The 14,589-nt window shown below is 62.4% G+C and carries 18 protein-coding genes; 9 read left to right on the forward strand and 9 right to left on the reverse strand.

Features of this window, described 5'->3' with window-relative positions; genetic code table 11:
* Nucleotides 1-34 precede the first annotated feature (34 nt).
* Together fdhD and ACVZTU_RS14260 are read right to left on the reverse strand one after the other, a co-directional pair.
* Nucleotides 35-916: a formate dehydrogenase accessory sulfurtransferase FdhD gene (gene fdhD, locus ACVZTU_RS14255; protein ID WP_259357491.1), complete on the reverse strand. Its 882-nt coding sequence runs from the start codon at nucleotides 914-916 to the stop codon at nucleotides 35-37.
* A gap of 14 nt (nucleotides 917-930) precedes the next feature.
* Nucleotides 931-1,464, reverse strand: coding sequence for a MogA/MoaB family molybdenum cofactor biosynthesis protein (locus ACVZTU_RS14260; RefSeq protein WP_482400670.1), 534 nt, complete (start codon nucleotides 1,462-1,464; stop codon nucleotides 931-933).
* Between the two features lie 293 nt (nucleotides 1,465-1,757).
* Between ACVZTU_RS14260 and ACVZTU_RS14265 the strand changes: the two genes are divergently transcribed.
* From ACVZTU_RS14265 to ACVZTU_RS14280, 4 genes are all read left to right on the forward strand, one after another.
* Entirely contained in the window at nucleotides 1,758-2,258 is a 501-nt protein-coding gene (locus ACVZTU_RS14265) for a DoxX family protein (protein WP_482400671.1), read from the forward strand.
* A gap of 167 nt (nucleotides 2,259-2,425) precedes the next feature.
* Nucleotides 2,426-2,872 (forward strand): MarR family winged helix-turn-helix transcriptional regulator, encoded by a 447-nt coding sequence (locus tag ACVZTU_RS14270; RefSeq protein ID WP_172170475.1) that lies wholly within the window; start codon nucleotides 2,426-2,428, stop codon nucleotides 2,870-2,872.
* A gap of 62 nt (nucleotides 2,873-2,934) precedes the next feature.
* Nucleotides 2,935-4,140, forward strand: a complete 1,206-nt coding sequence (locus ACVZTU_RS14275) for an LLM class flavin-dependent oxidoreductase (protein ID WP_482400672.1) — start codon at nucleotides 2,935-2,937, stop codon at nucleotides 4,138-4,140.
* Complete coding sequence (locus ACVZTU_RS14280; RefSeq protein ID WP_482400673.1) at nucleotides 4,137-4,703, forward strand: NADPH-dependent FMN reductase; 567 nt, start codon at nucleotides 4,137-4,139, stop codon at nucleotides 4,701-4,703. The genes ACVZTU_RS14275 and ACVZTU_RS14280 overlap by 4 nt, the downstream gene beginning before the upstream one ends.
* On the opposite strand, the gene ACVZTU_RS14285 is transcribed toward ACVZTU_RS14280, so the two are convergent.
* From ACVZTU_RS14285 to ACVZTU_RS14305, 5 genes are read right to left on the reverse strand one after another with little or no spacing between them, the layout of a single operon-like run.
* Nucleotides 4,691-5,548, reverse strand: coding sequence for a citryl-CoA lyase (locus tag ACVZTU_RS14285; protein WP_482400674.1), 858 nt, complete (start codon nucleotides 5,546-5,548; stop codon nucleotides 4,691-4,693). The genes ACVZTU_RS14280 and ACVZTU_RS14285 overlap by 13 nt on opposite strands.
* Before the next feature lie 20 nt (nucleotides 5,549-5,568).
* Nucleotides 5,569-6,783: a CaiB/BaiF CoA transferase family protein gene (locus ACVZTU_RS14290; RefSeq protein ID WP_482400675.1), complete on the reverse strand. Its 1,215-nt coding sequence runs from the start codon at nucleotides 6,781-6,783 to the stop codon at nucleotides 5,569-5,571.
* On the reverse strand, nucleotides 6,780-8,285 hold the full coding sequence (locus tag ACVZTU_RS14295) for a tripartite tricarboxylate transporter permease (protein WP_482400676.1): 1,506 nt from the start codon (nucleotides 8,283-8,285) through the stop codon (nucleotides 6,780-6,782). The genes ACVZTU_RS14290 and ACVZTU_RS14295 overlap by 4 nt, the downstream gene beginning before the upstream one ends.
* 1 nt (nucleotide 8,286) lies before the next feature.
* Nucleotides 8,287-8,865 (reverse strand): tripartite tricarboxylate transporter TctB family protein, encoded by a 579-nt coding sequence (locus ACVZTU_RS14300; protein WP_482400677.1) that lies wholly within the window; start codon nucleotides 8,863-8,865, stop codon nucleotides 8,287-8,289.
* Complete coding sequence (locus ACVZTU_RS14305) at nucleotides 8,862-9,872, reverse strand: Bug family tripartite tricarboxylate transporter substrate binding protein (protein ID WP_376914345.1); 1,011 nt, start codon at nucleotides 9,870-9,872, stop codon at nucleotides 8,862-8,864. Before ACVZTU_RS14305 ends, ACVZTU_RS14300 begins: the two co-directional genes overlap by 4 nt.
* A 90-nt stretch (nucleotides 9,873-9,962) precedes the next feature.
* Between ACVZTU_RS14305 and ACVZTU_RS14310 the strand changes: the two genes are divergently transcribed.
* Together ACVZTU_RS14310 and ACVZTU_RS14315 are read left to right on the forward strand one after the other, a co-directional pair.
* Nucleotides 9,963-10,304 (forward strand): universal stress protein, encoded by a 342-nt coding sequence (locus ACVZTU_RS14310; RefSeq protein ID WP_376905864.1) that lies wholly within the window; start codon nucleotides 9,963-9,965, stop codon nucleotides 10,302-10,304.
* Nucleotides 10,297-11,067 carry an IclR family transcriptional regulator gene (locus ACVZTU_RS14315; RefSeq protein WP_376905865.1) on the forward strand — a complete coding sequence of 257 codons (771 nt, stop codon included), beginning with the start codon at nucleotides 10,297-10,299 and terminating at the stop codon, nucleotides 11,065-11,067. Before ACVZTU_RS14310 ends, ACVZTU_RS14315 begins: the two co-directional genes overlap by 8 nt.
* Before the next feature lie 80 nt (nucleotides 11,068-11,147).
* Here the strand turns inward: ACVZTU_RS14315 and ACVZTU_RS14320 are convergent, their stop codons facing one another.
* Nucleotides 11,148-11,771: a TetR/AcrR family transcriptional regulator gene (locus tag ACVZTU_RS14320; RefSeq protein WP_376905866.1), complete on the reverse strand. Its 624-nt coding sequence runs from the start codon at nucleotides 11,769-11,771 to the stop codon at nucleotides 11,148-11,150.
* Nucleotides 11,772-11,850: 79 nt separating this feature from the next.
* Between ACVZTU_RS14320 and ACVZTU_RS14325 the strand changes: the two genes are divergently transcribed.
* The 3 genes from ACVZTU_RS14325 to ACVZTU_RS14335 all read left to right on the forward strand — a co-directional run bounded on the left by ACVZTU_RS14325 (nucleotide 11,851) and on the right by ACVZTU_RS14335 (nucleotide 14,010).
* Nucleotides 11,851-12,384: a hypothetical protein gene (locus ACVZTU_RS14325; protein WP_482400678.1), complete on the forward strand. Its 534-nt coding sequence runs from the start codon at nucleotides 11,851-11,853 to the stop codon at nucleotides 12,382-12,384.
* The gene (locus tag ACVZTU_RS14330) at nucleotides 12,381-12,701 is read left to right on the forward strand and encodes a hypothetical protein (protein WP_482400679.1); all 321 of its coding nucleotides are present in this window, start codon (nucleotides 12,381-12,383) and stop codon (nucleotides 12,699-12,701) included. The genes ACVZTU_RS14325 and ACVZTU_RS14330 overlap by 4 nt, the downstream gene beginning before the upstream one ends.
* 79 nt (nucleotides 12,702-12,780) lie before the next feature.
* Nucleotides 12,781-14,010, forward strand: coding sequence for a calcium:cation antiporter (locus tag ACVZTU_RS14335; protein ID WP_482400680.1), 1,230 nt, complete (start codon nucleotides 12,781-12,783; stop codon nucleotides 14,008-14,010).
* An 80-nt stretch (nucleotides 14,011-14,090) separates the two neighbouring features.
* On the opposite strand, the gene ACVZTU_RS14340 is transcribed toward ACVZTU_RS14335, so the two are convergent.
* The gene (locus ACVZTU_RS14340; RefSeq protein WP_259357483.1) at nucleotides 14,091-14,558 is read right to left on the reverse strand and encodes a winged helix-turn-helix transcriptional regulator; all 468 of its coding nucleotides are present in this window, start codon (nucleotides 14,556-14,558) and stop codon (nucleotides 14,091-14,093) included.
* Nucleotides 14,559-14,589 lie beyond the last annotated feature (31 nt).

A 14,589-nucleotide genomic window follows, 5' to 3' on the forward strand; every position in this document is an offset into this window, starting at 1 on the left:
CTAGCACCGGAAAGGCGGGGCCGCCTCGGGGAATTCAGGCCACGCGTTCTGGATACGAGTACGCGTTGAACTTGCCCTTGCGGTTGAAGCCGATAACGCTCACGCCGACGTCCTTGCCGTAGTCGACAGCCATCGCCGAGGGGGCGCTGACGGCCGACATCATCGGGATGCCTGCCATCGCGCATTTCTGGACGAGTTCGAACGATGCCCGCGCGGACACCTGCAGGACGGTCGATCGCAGCGGCAGGCCACGGTTGGCCATGGCCCAGCCGATGACCTTGTCGACGGCATTGTGCCGGCCGACGTCCTCGCGACCGACGAGCAGTTCGGGTTCTGTGTTCGGGTCGTCACCGACGGCGAAGAGCGCCGCAGCATGGACTCCGCCGGTCTTGTCGAAGATCTCCTGCGTCTGCCGCAGCCGATCGGGCAGCTCACCGATCCGGGCGGCGGAGAGCAGCTGCGGGAACTCGTACTCCCCCTGGTCCTCGACATGAAAAGCGGCGGGGATGAGCGGGAACGCGGAGGTCTTCGTCACCGCATCGGCGGCCGCGGTTCCGCAGATCCCGCACGAGGATGAGGTGTAGACGTTGCGGGCCGGAGCCGTCTCTGGATTCCAGATCCCAGGAGCCAGACGCACTTGGGCGACGTTGTAGTTCCGGCTGCCATCGGGGGCGAGCCCGGCGGAGAAATTGACCTCTTCGATATCGTCCATCGAGGTCACGACCGCCTCGGAGAGCAGATAACCGGCGATGAGTTCGACGTCGTGTCCGGGGGTGCGCATGGTCACGGTGTACTGCTCACCGTTGAGCTGGATCTCCAGCGGCTCCTCGCCTGCCAGGGAATCCGGACCGGCCGAGATCTCACCGGTGGCGTCGAACTTATAGACCCGGGCTCGCACGGCCTTGCGCATCTGCATTCTCCGTTCCTCTCTCAGACCCGGGGGCCGTGGTCGGTGGTGTCCTCGACGGAGGTCTGAATGTGCTCAAGGAGGTCGTCGATGACGGTGATTCCGTCCTTGACCCCGCCCTTCGAACCGGGGAAGTTGATGACGAAGCTGCGTCCGCGCACTCCCGCGACTCCGCGGCTCATCACCGCCGAGGATGTCGACTCGAGACCCTTGCGCCACATCGCATAGATGAGGCCCGGGGACTGGCGTTCGAGAAGTTCGGCAGTGAACTCCGGAGTGCGATCGTCGGGAGCGAGCCCGGTGCCGCCGCTCGTGACGATGACGCGAGGACGGTCGGCTTCCGGAGTGTCGACGAGGAGTTGCTTGAGTGCGTCGCCGACGGGTTCGCCGTCGCGGACGACGATAGCCTCGGGAGTCTCATAACCGCGGCCGCGCAGCCAATCGACGAGGGTGGGGCCCGTCGTGTCCGCGGCCTCTCCCCTGGCCGCCGAGGTGGAGGCAATGATGACCGCAGCCTTGCGTCCCGCCCCGAGGAGCTCGCTGTTCTCTTCGCTCACCTATCTGCCCTCTTCCCAATCAGTTTCAATCGCACCCGTAAGCGGCACATCTGGTACGTGCGCCTGCTCGCGATCCCTTGCGCTCACCCACGAGGCACGGCTACTGCCACCATTGTCCCACTCCGGTCGGGGATGACCAGAGACGGCACGACCCCGGGTCGCGGGGAAGAGACGGCAGCGCAAGGGACGAATCGTTGAGGGCCGCTCTCGCTGCATTGCCTCGTTGGCGATAAGGGATTGCCAGCGTATTGCCATGTTCGGCACATACCGTGTGATTACAATTTCAACCAATCATGGAGATCACCGTGTACGCAACGACCGGACTGCCGACCTTTGCCCGCGACATCATCACTCTCATTGCCCGGATCGGCCTCGGCGCGATCTTCATCGCCCACGGGTGGCAGAAGTTCAACGAGTGGACCATCGCCGGAACGAGCGATTCGTTTGCTCAGATGGGAGTGCCGATGGCCGATATCGCGGCCCCGGTCGCGACCTTCGTCGAACTCATCGGCGGAGCACTGCTCATCCTCGGTGCGCTCACTCCCATCGTCGGATTCCTGCTGGCAGCCAATGTCATCGGCGCCCTGATCATCGTCCACCTCACCCCGACCCCGTTCGTCGATCAGGGAGGCTGGGAGCTCGTCGCCTCACTGGCCGCAGGCGCTCTGCTGATTGCCGCTGCAGGTCCTGGCCGTCTGAGCGTCGACCGCCTCCTCTTCGCCGGCAAGGCAGGAAAGGCAGGCAAGGGACGTAAGCGCTCGAGCGCATCTCGCGCCGTGGCCGCTGACGCCTGAGCCACAGCAAACGCCAGGCACTTGGCTTGCCCAACGCCGTCACCACCCTCGCCGCGGACCATTTCCGACCCCTCGCACGCCGCAGGTAATGTGAGGGCAGGTCGGGATGGCCGCTCGCGGCGATCACGACGTCAGCGGCAGCTACGCGATCAGCAGAAGGAGAAGCGGTGGATGATCTGAGCCTGAGCACGCTGATCTGGCTGCGCATGGCCCGCTTCGTCCAGAACAGCAACCAGCTCTCCAATGAGCACCTGCGGCAGTTCGGGCTCACCGTCGCCCAGTTCGAAGCCCTTGCCCATATCCGCAATTTCGAGCCGATCACACAGTCCGCTCTCGCCGAAGGACTGACCGTCAGCAGCGGCGGGATCTCCCGCATGCTCGCCCGGCTCGAGTCCGAGGGCCTGATCTCTCGCGAACAGGACTGGAAGACCAAACACATCTCGCTGACACCCAAGGGCCGCGAACTCCTCGAACGGGCGTTTCCCTCGCAGCAGGAACAGCAGGCGTCTTTGTTCGACGATTCCTTGAGCGAGGACGAGAAGGTGCAGCTGCACGCACTGATGAAGAAGCTCTACGACACCAGCCGGAAGCGCGGCGAGAACCCGCGGGAATAATCCCGCAGCCGTCTCAGTTGACATGGCAAATGACATTTTCGTCACCGTCACGAGGAGACACCTTGAGCGAGTCCGCGCAGCTGCACACCACCCCTCAGCAGCATTCCGAAACGACTGAATCCCTGCCGTCACAGCAGCCGAACTATATGCACGAATTCGGTTTCGACCAAGGCCAGGGACTGCAGTTCGGCATCTACAGCCTCGGCGACCATCTGCCGGACCCGCATGACGGATCACGCGTCGACGCCGGCCAGCGCGTCCACGAGTTCATCGGCTACGCCCAAGCCGCCGAGGCAGCCGGACTCGACTTCTTCAGCCTCGGCGAGAGCCATCAGGAGTTCTTCGCCTCGCAGGCCCATGCCGTCATCCTCGGTGCCATCGCCCAAGCCACGGATACGATCCGCATCGGCAGCTCCTCGACGATCCTGTCGACCTCGGACCCGGTCCGGGTATTCGAGAACTTCGCGACGATCGATCTCATCTCCGGCGGTCGTGCCGAGCTCGTCGCCGGTCGCGCCTCCCGGGTCGGTCTGTTCGAGCTCCTCGGCTACGATCTGCGCGACTACGAGGAGCTGTACGAGGAGAAGCTCGACCTGCTGCTCAAGATCAACCGCGAGAAGCAAGTGACCTGGTCCGGGCAGTTCCGGGCACCGCTCAACGACGCCGAGGTCCTCCCCCGCCCCACCGGCCAGGCGCTGCGCATCTGGCGCGCCGTCGGCGGGGCACCGGCGAGCGCGGTGAAGGCGGGACTGGCCGGGGTTCCCATGGTCATGGCCCACCTCGGCGGGACCACCTCGGTGTTCAAGGGCACCGTCGATGCCTACCGTCGCGCGGCCGCGCATGCCGGATTCGATCCGGCCACATTGCCGATCGCCACGGCGGGATTCTTCCACGCCGCGGAGACCTCGCAGGAGGCGCTGCGTGCGATGTATCCGCACATCAACGAGGGGATGAAACGCACGAACGGGCAGGGCATGCCCAAGCAGCATTTCGCGCAGAGCGTCCACCCGGCGAGCATCGCGAACATCGGCAGCCCGCAGCAGATCATCGAGAAGATCCTCCACCAGCATGAGGTCTTCGGTCATCAGCGCTACCTCGCGCAGGTCGATTTCGGGGGGATGGCCTATGCCGACGTGATGAACCAGATCGAGATCATCGGCACCGACATCCTGCCCGCCGTCAAGAAGTACACCGCGACCGCGCCGACCGATAAGCAGACCGGGGCCGCCGGCTCTGCGTTCGACTCCGCCGAGGAGGCACTGTCATGAAGCTGGTTCTGCTGTCCGGGTCGAACGTCGGGACGAAGACCCGGACCGTGATCGATCACCTCGCCGAGGCGGTCACCGCCTCCGACCCGACCATCGAGCTGAACGTCATCGATCTGGCCGAGGTGGACATGGTCTTCGCCGACGGTCGGAACTTCACCGAGTACACCGGTGATACCGGTCGGGTGGCCCGGGAACTCATGGACGCGGATGCGATCATCATCGGCACCCCGATCTTCCAGGCGTCGATCCCGGCGGCGCTGAAGAACGTCTTCGATCTGCTGCCGACGAGTGCCTTCCTCGACAAGGTCGTCGGCGTCATCGCCACGGCCGGTTCATCGAAGCACTATCTCATTCCGGCCCAGCACTTGCTGCCGATCCTGACGTACATGAAGGCGCAGGTCGTCCAGCCGTATGTGTTCGTCGGCGAGAGCGACCTGCACCGCGGCGAGATCGTCAGCCACGACGTCCTCCAGCGCCTCGACCGTCTCGTCGAGGACACGATCGTGCTCACCCGCACTTTTGCCTCGATTCGGGAGGAGCGGGACGCCGCCTACGGGTTCTGATGAGAAACCTCGGCACCTTGTTCCTCGCTGGCTGGCCCGCTGTATGGAGCAGTGAGCGGCGGCGGTAGTGGTCCTTTGATTCTTCTGGCACCCTGACGCTCTTCCCACGCATGTGCCAGGATCCCCACGGATCGACTGAGCACGAAGAGTCCACGTGCGAGCTCAGCCGGACAACCCAACGTCGCATAGATGATTGCAGTCGCCCCGTCGATATTCATCGGAACCGGAGCCTTTCGCCCCTCGGCCAGCGCAGCCTCGAGCGCAAGGCCGCAATCGAGCACCTCAGAAGCAACGTGGCCTTGCTCAATCGCCTCCTCAACCAGAGCAATCAATGCGTCTCTGCGCGGATCTCTGGTATGGAAGCGATGCCCGAAGCCTGGGATAAAGGCTTTGCGAGTTCGATAGTCGGCAACGATCGAGCGCGCCACATCAATCGCGTCTCCCTCTCCCGCGGTGATTCTGCCTCGCATCTGTTCGAGTATTTCGACGCACTGCTGCCCAGCACCGCCGTGGACGTCACCGAGGGTATTTGCTCCGTTGGCCATCGCATTGTTGAGTCCCACTCCACAGGTGATCGCCATCCGCGCGCTCGCAATCGACGGGGCCTGGGGACCATGATCAGCCGCTGAGAGGAGAGCCGCGTCCAACAGTCGAGCCTCCCCCGGCGCCAGCTCACGCCCCGTCACCAACAGCCAGATAACCTTGGTGAAAGTCGAACCTTCGATCAGAGCTTCGATCGGTCGGCCGCGATATTCGATCACATTCGGTTCGATGCGACTGACAGAGGTCGCCCACCACTGGCGCACCTTTTCCACCTGCTCAGCGGCTGGGTCATTGGTCTTCACTGACTCTCCCGCACCTTGAGTCATGCGATACCTCCCTGATCACGCATTTCGTCGATCTGCTCTTGGCCGAGTCCCGCCTCGGCGAGAACCTGTTCTGTGTGTTCGCCGAGGAGAGGCGGACCCGAAAGCGGGGCGCTGATGTGCCCATTGACGCGGATACCGTTGCCGAGGACGGAGAGCGGATTGTCTTCGTCGACCGGATTGGGAACCTCGTGGATGAGGCCACGTCTGACGACGTGTTCGTGACTGAGCACCTCTTCGACCGTCAGCACGCGGCCAGCGGGAACACCGATTGCGGCAAACTTTTCTTCCCATTCCACAGCCCCCTGTGATGCCAGGGCTTCTTCAAGCTCGGAGGTCAGTTGCCCGCGATTAGTCTTGCGCTGTTCACGCTCAGAGAATCTCGGATCGTGAATGAGGTCCGCCCGGTTGAGACACCGGCACAGGTCTTCGAACTGTTCCTGCTTGTTAGCGGAAATGTTGATCTCACCATTGCCGGTCCGGAATGTTCCTGACGGAGCTGCCGTGAAGTTCTCATTGCCCAGTGGAACCGGAGTCGTGCCCGCCACCAGATAGTTCGAAACCACCCACCCCATCGCTGTAATGGCCGTCTCGAGCATGGACACGTCGATGGCGCTGCCACGCCCGGTCTGACCGCGATTGACCAGCGCCGAGGAAATCGCGAAAGCCGCAGCCATGCCCCCGAGAGTGTCGGCGACTGGGTATCCAGCACGCAACGGACCAGTCTCGCTCGTGCCAGACGACGCCATCATTCCCGACAGGCCCTGAACAATCTGGTCATAAGCCGGGCGGTCCCGAAGGGGACCAGACTGGCCGAACCCGCTGATCGCGCAGTAGACGATCCGCGGGTTGAGTTCGAAGAGCTTCTGCTCGCCGAACCCCAGACGATCAAGTACTCCTGGGCGAAAGTTTTCCAGCAGAACGTCGGACTCTTCGATCAAAGCAGTGAGGGCCTTTTTTCCGGCTTCAGTCTTGAGGTTGATGGCAATGGAACGCTTGCCGCTGTTCTGAGCAACAAATGACGCCCCGAGACCCTGGGAATTCAGAGGCTCTGAAGCTCCAAGAGTCCGAGCGAGATCGCCGCCTCCCGGAACTTCGACCTTGATCACATCAGCACCGGAAAGGCTCAGCTGATAGGCCGCAAAGGGACCGGCGAGGACATTTGTCATGTCGAGTACACGCACGCCGGTGAGTGCCCGATGGGAGGACGTCATAGATCGGATCCTTTCTTCTGACGCAGTTTCGTGATTCCCGCAATGATTACTGCGGCGATCATCACGAGGTAGAGGACTATTGATATTCCGCTGTCGAACAGTGCGCCCACTGACCCCTCGCTCACAGCCAGGGTTCGTCGCAGCTCGGTCTCCGCCAATGGGCCAAGGATCACAGCGATGAGCACGGGCGCCACGGGTACGTCGTACCGTCTCATCAGCAAACCAACGAGTCCGACGCCCAGCATCAGCGCGACATCGACGACGGAGGCGCTTGTCGAATACACCCCCAACGCGCAGAACATAGCGATTCCCGCGTAGAGGTACGGCCGCGGAATCAGCAGAAGCTTCGCCCACAACGGAGCGAAGGGAAGGTTGAGGATGAGCAAGACAACCAGTCCGATGAATAACGAAGCAAGAAGTGCCCATGTCAGGTCGCCGTTACGCTCGAACAGCAACGGCCCAGGCTGCATCCCATATTGCTGAAATGCTGCCATCATGATGGCAGCAGTCGCCGAGGTGGGAAGTCCCAAGGTGAGCAGAGCTCCCATGGCCGTGCCAGAGGTCGCGTTGCCTGCCGCTTCAGGTGCCGCGACACCTCGGATCGCACCGCGCCCGAACTCGGGCTCCGACGATTTGCGGTCGATGCGCCGCTCGTTTCCATACGCGAGGAATGTCGGAATCTCCGATCCGCCCACGGGGATGACGCCGAAAGGCAATCCAAATGCGGTCCCGCGCAACCAGGCCGGAAGAGCCTTCCGAAATTCACCGCGTGAGAGGAATGGGCGACGTCCGGCAGAGAGCGAACCGGTACTGGAGCTGCGACCGCCACGGGACGCGACATAGAGCACTTCGCCAAGTGCAAGCAGGCCGACGGTGATGACGATGATGTCAATTCCGTCGAACAACTGTGGGACGCCGAAGGTGAACCGAGACGCTCCCGATTGGGAGTCGATGCCGACGACGGCCAACGCCAAGCCGAGGACGAGCGCGGCCAGTCCCTTGACAAATGATTCTGCGACGACTGCCGATGTCGCTACGAACGCGAAAACTGCCAGTGCGAAATATTCGGCTGGACCGAAATAGGTAGCCAGCACCGCCATCGCCGGCGCCATGAACGCAACAATAGTTGTTGCGATGAGTCCGCCGGTAAAGGCCCCTATCGCTGAGGTGGCGAGCGCTTGAGGAGCACGCCCGGTCAAGGCCATTCGGTGGCCCTCGAAAGTCGATGCGATCGCCGAGGAGTTCCCGGGGGTATTGAGAAGGATCCCCGAGATCGAGTCGCCGAAGAGTCCGCCGTAGTAGACACCGGCGAACATGATGAAAGCCCCTGTGGGATCGAGGGTGAAAGTGATCGGCAGCAGAAGAGCGACTGCCATTGCTGAGCCGAGTCCGGGGAGCACGCCGACTGCGGTGCCGAGCAGAGCACCGATGAAGACCCACAGAAGGTTGATTGGTGCGAGAGCAGTCTCGAACCCGCCGAGGAGATGAGTAAGGGTATCCATGTCAGAAACCTCCGAGGAATCCGGTCGGAAGTGGCAGTCCGAGTCCACCCACGAACGCCAACTGCACAATTGCTGACATTGTCAGAGAAACGAAGGCCGAGGTGAACATGCTCTTAGCGCCGAGCCCCGTGGCTACTCCGAAGACGAGCAACGCTGCGCTGAGCAGCCATCCCAGCACGTTGAGAAGAAGTATGAAGGCAATGAAGCTGATGACGACGATTGAGATCATCTTCCAGTTCATCTGCTCGTCCTCGCCCTTGCCGTCACCGCTCTCTGATGAGTCCGCCGTTGAGATGGTCGCGTCACTGCTCACCAAGCCACCAGACACACTCAGTTCTGACGGACGACGAACAGCAACTGAGCGTCGGTCGGCGAGGAATTGCCGCATGCTCTGGACGATGAGCACAAGGACTACGGCGTAAGCGACGACGGTGATGATTGTGGGAAAGAAGCGAGGACCGGGTGATGCCACAGACTCCGGCACGTTCATCGTTACCAGTCCGATGGTCAGGTAGATCGCGACACCGAGAACCAACACCGTCAACGGAAATGAAGCTCCGGCGTATTGTTTTTCGCTCATAGTCCCAGCTCCTCGATGGTCTTGGTGACCCGACTGGTCTCGCTCTCGACGAACTCGCGAAACTCTTTGCCTTCCTGATAGGCATCGACCCATTTGTTCCTCTTGAGAGCGTCCTTCCATTCCGGTGTCTTCACGGTCTCGGACAGGATGGCCGTTAGCTCAGCCGCGTCTTCGGCGTCGAGGCCAGCAGGCGCCACTGCTCCTCTCCAGTTGGGGAGGTACGCCTTGTAGCCGGCCTCGGAGAAGGTCGGGCCATCAACGCCAGCAACGGCTTTGGGCGACGCGATGCCGAGAAGCCGGAGATTGCCTGCGGTCACCTGATCGGCGAACTCGTTATACCCGCTGACTCCTACGGTCACGCTGTGAGAGAGCAGCGCGGACACCGCTTCACCTCCACCAGCGAAAGGAACATAGTTTACTTCGGAAGGATTCACACCGACTTCCTGTGCGAGTAGTCCGGCGAGCAGATGGTCAGTTCCGCCCAGAGACCCTCCGCCAAAGGACACGGCCCCTGGGTCTTCCTTCAGCGCGGCTACCAGATCGTCGAGTGTTTTCAATGACGAATCGGCTGGAACGACTATGGCTTCGTAGTCGTCTGCGAGATGGGCGATTGGGGTGGTAGCAGTGAGATCGTGCGGCGAATCGTTGACCACGACTCCGCCGAGCATCACAGTCCCGGTGATCATCACAACATCACTTTGTCCGCGCATCTGCAGAAGCTGCTCCAACGCAATCGTTCCCGCGGCGCCGGGCACATTGACGACCTGCGGATTCGAAACGATGCCGTTTTCGCGCATTGCTGCTTGCAGTTCACGGGCCACTGTGTCCCACCCTCCCCCGGGTGCTGCACCGACCAGCAGTGTCAGCGCTGTGCGCGCCCCCGAGGCGGATCCGCTGATCGCGGCTTGAGTGCCCGCCGCCAATGTCAATGGAATGCTCAGACCGACGGCTAGCCATTGGCGTCTGGTGATTGCCATTCCTGTTCCCTTTCTCGTCTGGATCTTCATTGCCCATTCGTCTTGGCAACGGTTAAAGTGGAGCACACGTTCCGAATAGTGATCAACAAATTCCGTACAACGGAACTCTAGGAGTGAGCAATGACAGTCCTGTGCGTAGTCAACGACAGCGATCTGGGCGTGGAGGTGCTACGACTCGGACACCTCGCCGCCGAGTCAACGGGGCAGCCGCTCATTGTCGCGGCAGTCGAACGGACCCGGCACCCGAAAACCCCTGATGCCGAAGTTGTCTTCCTTGCCGAACATCAGGACGAGTCCGACGCTGTCCTCGATCTCGCAGCAGAGCACGACGCGAGCCTGATCGTCATAGGCGTCCGGAGACGTTCACCAGTCGGAAAATTCCTCTTGGGAAGCGCGGCTCAGAAGATAATTCTCGAAGCACCGATTCCGGTACTCACCGCAAAGGAACCAATCCGTGGCTGAGCCGTCCAACGCCTCCACTATTCGGAGCATTTCGCGCGCATTCGCCCTCATTCGCTGCTTCTCCCCCGGAGTCGAGTCTCTTACATTGCAGGAACTCGCCGCGCAAGCCCAGATCCCGAAAAGCACTGCAGTGCGGATTCTCGGAGCACTTCGTGCCGAAGGCATGATCGAGCATGATCCGCTTACTCGCACATATGCCCCGGGGCTCGGATTCCTCCATTGGGCCCAGATTGCCGGGCATCGGTGGGGAGTCCCGGCTGCGGTGAAAGCCCTCATGAATGACGCGGTCGCCGAGCGCGGGGAGTCTGTCAGCCTCTACATCCGCTCCGGAGATTCGCGCATTGCGATCGCACACGTTCCCGGCACACGGACTTTGCGACACGTGATCTCAGTCGGCGAACCTATGCCGCTGAGCGCGGGCGCGTCCTCATGGATACTGCTCCAGTCGGCACCACCGGAGATTGTCGAGCGAGTTGAACGTCAGCTCCGCGACCGCCGAGCTGATTTCACCGCACAGGAGAGAATTGCGCAGAGCATCAGACAGGGGTACGCAGCCAGTCGGGGCGAGCGTGAAATCGGCGTTGCCGGAGTCAGCGTGCGCATCGATCTCCCCGACGGACGACCTGTAGGTGCCTTGACCTTTGGAGGCCCCACCACCAGGATCGGTTCATCGGAGGCAGCAGAATTCGCGAAATGTCTGCAGCAAATAGCACCACAAGTAGGTGAGCACCTGAGCACCCGCGGCAGTGTTGCCGACCAGTGAGCTGCAACAGCCATCGGCGAACGAGAACTCAGGTTTCGAACTCGACGTGGACCGAATGTTCGAAAGATGCCTGAAACTGTTCATCGCAGGCCTTGCAGATGCAGAGCCAGAAGCTCGCGAGCACGCTCGGGGGCCAGGACCTCGGGGTGCAGCGCCGAACGCAGGGTCAACCCGTCGATGAGGGCAGCGAGCGTCTCGGCTTCGGCTTGAGCGTCGAGGCCCGCGTGCAGGACCCCGCGGGCACTCATACTCTCAACGACTCGGGCCATGAGATCACGAGTGCCGCGCACGGACGTTTCGAAGACGTCGGCAAGCTCTGGTGTCGTTCGAGCCTCCTCTTCGAAGGCCAGCCACACCACCGACTCCCGCCGCCGTGTCTCGTCGAGCGGCAGCAGTTCGGAGAGGAAGTCGACCGTCAGCTCTTTGGCCTGATCGTGATCGATGTTCCCTGAATCGAGTTTGGGAAGCATGTCGGCCAGTCGTGTTTCCAGCCGAGCCCCGACACGCTCGACGAGGGTTTCGAGCGCGAAACGCACGATCCCGTCGGCGCCGGAGAAGTAGTGCCTGATGGAGCCGATGGCCAAGCCGGTTTCATCGGAGATCGTCCGCAGCGAAACCTTGGAGAGTCCCTGTCTGAGGACGATGGCGAAGAGCGCATCGGCGATGAGCTCTCGGCGCTGAACAGGGTCGACGAATTTCGGCATAGATCTTTTATAGCACACCTCTGCCACGACGTGCTATCGTTTTAGCACGCACCTGCTAACAAATCAAAGGAGATCGCCCATGTCACCCCTCCTCATCGCCCTCGGAGTCATAGCCGTCCTCGCCGTCGTCATCGTTCGGCGCTTCTGCGGAGAGCCCGTCGACGCCAAAGATCTCGCAATTCCACCGCTGATACTGCTGGGGCTGGCCATCAAGGAACTGTGGGGATTCAGCCATTGGACACCGGCGAACGTCACTTTCTTGACCGCCTCGGTGGTGGTCGGTGTCAGCTTCGGAATGCTGCGCGGGGCTTCCACGGTCCTCTTCGAGCGAGACGGGGCTCTCCACCAGAAATACACGGTGAAGACGATGATCATCTGGGCATGCAGCCTGCTCGCAGGGCTGGGCCTGCATTTCGGAGCTCAGCTCATCGGCGCCGAAGAAGCCGTTCACCCCATGACACTGAGCATCGGATTGAGCCTGCTCGGCGAAGCGATCACCTGCGGCGGGCGGGGTCTGCAGTCGGGCATTCCATTCAGCAACCGCGACGCGATGCGCAACGGCTCCGACACATCAGCACTGAGCAGCCTCGTCGACCGCGCGCGACGGAAGTGATCGGCAACGTGGTGGCTGGCGGCACGGTTGAGAACGAGCAGCACTGTTTCAAACGTGGGCTGCTCAAACTCAATAGTGCCGTAGCGGCCACTCGATCCAGCGAATCGATACACCCTGCTCTGAATTTCACAGCAAGGAAAGTGGCCATTTCCGAGGACCCTATGCAGAACCAGAACGTGCGCTCCGACGAAAGGCTCGCGCCCACCAACGCGCACCCCAATTTGGCCGACGGCGCGCTCGAGCCGCACCCGCACCCCAAGCCATCCGGTGCCCCAGATCACCAGATTTGCCGGGCCAGGCGGGCCTGGATAACCTGAAAGCGGAAGGAACCAGTCGGGACGACCCGGCTGCGTGAGACTCACGATGAGGACGGCCTCAGAGACAGGAAGACCTTTCATGACCGCCGCCCTCCGCACCATCATCACGCCGACCGCAATTCTGCGACTCGTCCTCGGCTGGGGCGTGTTCATCGCCCTGCAGTTCATGGGCTCTCTGCTTGCCCCGCCGGTCCCCCTGCCGCTGCTCGTGACCGCACTCGTGGTCATCATCGCGGTCATCCTCATCTGCGCCTTCGGAGTCGTCACCGAAGCCGAGCACTTAGCGAACCGCCTCGGCGATCCCTACGGCTCGCTCGTGCTGACGATCTCGATCTGCCTCATCGAGGTCATCCTCATCGCCGCGGTCCTGCTGGGCCCCGGCGACCACGCGACGATCGCCCGCGACTCGGTGATGGCGGTGTCGATGATCATCCTCAACGCCGTCATCGGTCTCTGCCTGCTCGTCGGCGGACTGCGCCACGGCGCACTCACCCACAATCGCACGGGTGTCTCGAATTACCTGGTCATGATCGTCGTTTTCGCCGCCCTCGCCTTCGCCGTGCCCGCCCTCATCGGCACCCCGGACGGGGCCTACGAGACCTGGCAGGAGATCCCGATCATCGTGGTCACCGTCGGCGCCTACGTCTTCTTCCTCTACCGACAGATGGGCCCGCAGGCTCACGAATTCACCGAGGTGGCCCCCGTCGGGTCTGCTTCGGCGGGCGCCTCATCGACTGCCGGAACGACGCAGTCCTCCCCCACCGAGGCGGCCGGCCGGCCCGAATCAACCCGACCCGAGGCGGCCGACCAGACCGACGACGCGTCTCGCGGAATCGTCGAGATCCTCTCAACTCACCGCGTGGAGATCGTCCTCCGGCTGGTCCTCCTCGTCGCCACGGTGCTGCCGATTGTGCTGCTCTCCCACGACATGGCCACGTTGCTCGATGACGGCCTGGGCCGCCTCGGCGCTCCGGTGGCACTATCCGGGGTGGTCATTGCGATGATCGTGTTCCTGCCCGAGACCCTCACCTCTCTGCGGGCGGCCTGGAATGGCGAGATCCAGCGAGTGAGCAACCTCTGCCACGGTGCACAGGTCTCCACGGTGGGACTGACGATACCGACGGTATTGGTCATCGGTATGCTCACCGATCAGCAGATCGTACTCGCCGAGTCACCGATCAACCTCGCGCTGCTGGCGATCACGCTCCTGGTCTCCATCATCGGGTTCGCCGGCAAGAAGGTCACCGCCGTCCAAGGTGCCGCTCATCTCATCATCTTCGTCGTGTTCGGTCTCGCGCTCTTCGCGTGACCTGCCCAAACAGCGCGTGAGCTGCTGAACCGACGCGTGAGCAGCCTACGGCTTCGCCAGAGCGCCGGGGCCGGGAGGACTTACGCTCTCACTTCTGCACCGGGGCCGGGCGCTGTCTGGCCCTCGCTCGGCGAGGTGAGCTCGTGGCCGGCCGCGCACATGACTTTCGCCTCGACCGGTTCGCAGCAGTCGCGGTGCGTCACGTCTACCGGAGGGCCGTCCGGCCCTGAGCAATGCCTGTCGCCCCACTGGAGAAGTGCGATGAGCACGGGATAGAGATCGCGGCCCTTGTCAGTGAGTCGATATTCCTTTCGCGCTCGCCGACCCGGTTCACTGTAGGTCGCGGGCTCGAGGAGACCGGCCGCGACGAGTGTGCGGAGACGTTCGGCGAGCACCGGATCGGAGACCCCGAGGTGGTCGCGCAGCTGATCGAATCGCCGCACACCGTTGAACGCATCCCGCAGGATGAGCAACGTCCACTTCTGTCCGATGACATCAAGACTGCGTCGGATCGAGCAGGCAGCGGAGTCGTATTCGAGCCATTCCATGTCCCCCTCCTTCGGTTGACCGTCGTCGACG

The sequence above is a fragment of the Brevibacterium sp. OS20 genome, assembly GCF_056837565.1.

Excerpts from the sequence above, each read along its gene's own strand:
- fdhD (WP_259357491.1), bottom strand. The coding sequence starts at position 916 with ATGCAGATGCGCAAGGCCGTGCGAGCCCGGGTCTATAAGTTCGACGCC.
- ACVZTU_RS14265 (WP_482400671.1), top strand. The coding sequence starts at position 1,758 with ATGGAGATCACCGTGTACGCAACGACCGGACTGCCGACCTTTGCCCGC.
- ACVZTU_RS14280 (WP_482400673.1), top strand. The coding sequence starts at position 4,137 with ATGAAGCTGGTTCTGCTGTCCGGGTCGAACGTCGGGACGAAGACCCGG.
- ACVZTU_RS14290 (WP_482400675.1), bottom strand. The coding sequence starts at position 6,783 with ATGACGTCCTCCCATCGGGCACTCACCGGCGTGCGTGTACTCGACATG.
- ACVZTU_RS14295 (WP_482400676.1), bottom strand. The coding sequence starts at position 8,285 with ATGGATACCCTTACTCATCTCCTCGGCGGGTTCGAGACTGCTCTCGCA.
- ACVZTU_RS14300 (WP_482400677.1), bottom strand. The coding sequence starts at position 8,865 with ATGAGCGAAAAACAATACGCCGGAGCTTCATTTCCGTTGACGGTGTTG.
- ACVZTU_RS14305 (WP_376914345.1), bottom strand. The coding sequence starts at position 9,872 with ATGAAGATCCAGACGAGAAAGGGAACAGGAATGGCAATCACCAGACGC.
- ACVZTU_RS14310 (WP_376905864.1), top strand. The coding sequence starts at position 9,963 with ATGACAGTCCTGTGCGTAGTCAACGACAGCGATCTGGGCGTGGAGGTG.
- ACVZTU_RS14320 (WP_376905866.1), bottom strand. The coding sequence starts at position 11,771 with ATGCCGAAATTCGTCGACCCTGTTCAGCGCCGAGAGCTCATCGCCGAT.
- ACVZTU_RS14325 (WP_482400678.1), top strand. The coding sequence starts at position 11,851 with ATGTCACCCCTCCTCATCGCCCTCGGAGTCATAGCCGTCCTCGCCGTC.
- ACVZTU_RS14335 (WP_482400680.1), top strand. The coding sequence starts at position 12,781 with ATGACCGCCGCCCTCCGCACCATCATCACGCCGACCGCAATTCTGCGA.
- ACVZTU_RS14340 (WP_259357483.1), bottom strand. The coding sequence starts at position 14,558 with ATGGAATGGCTCGAATACGACTCCGCTGCCTGCTCGATCCGACGCAGT.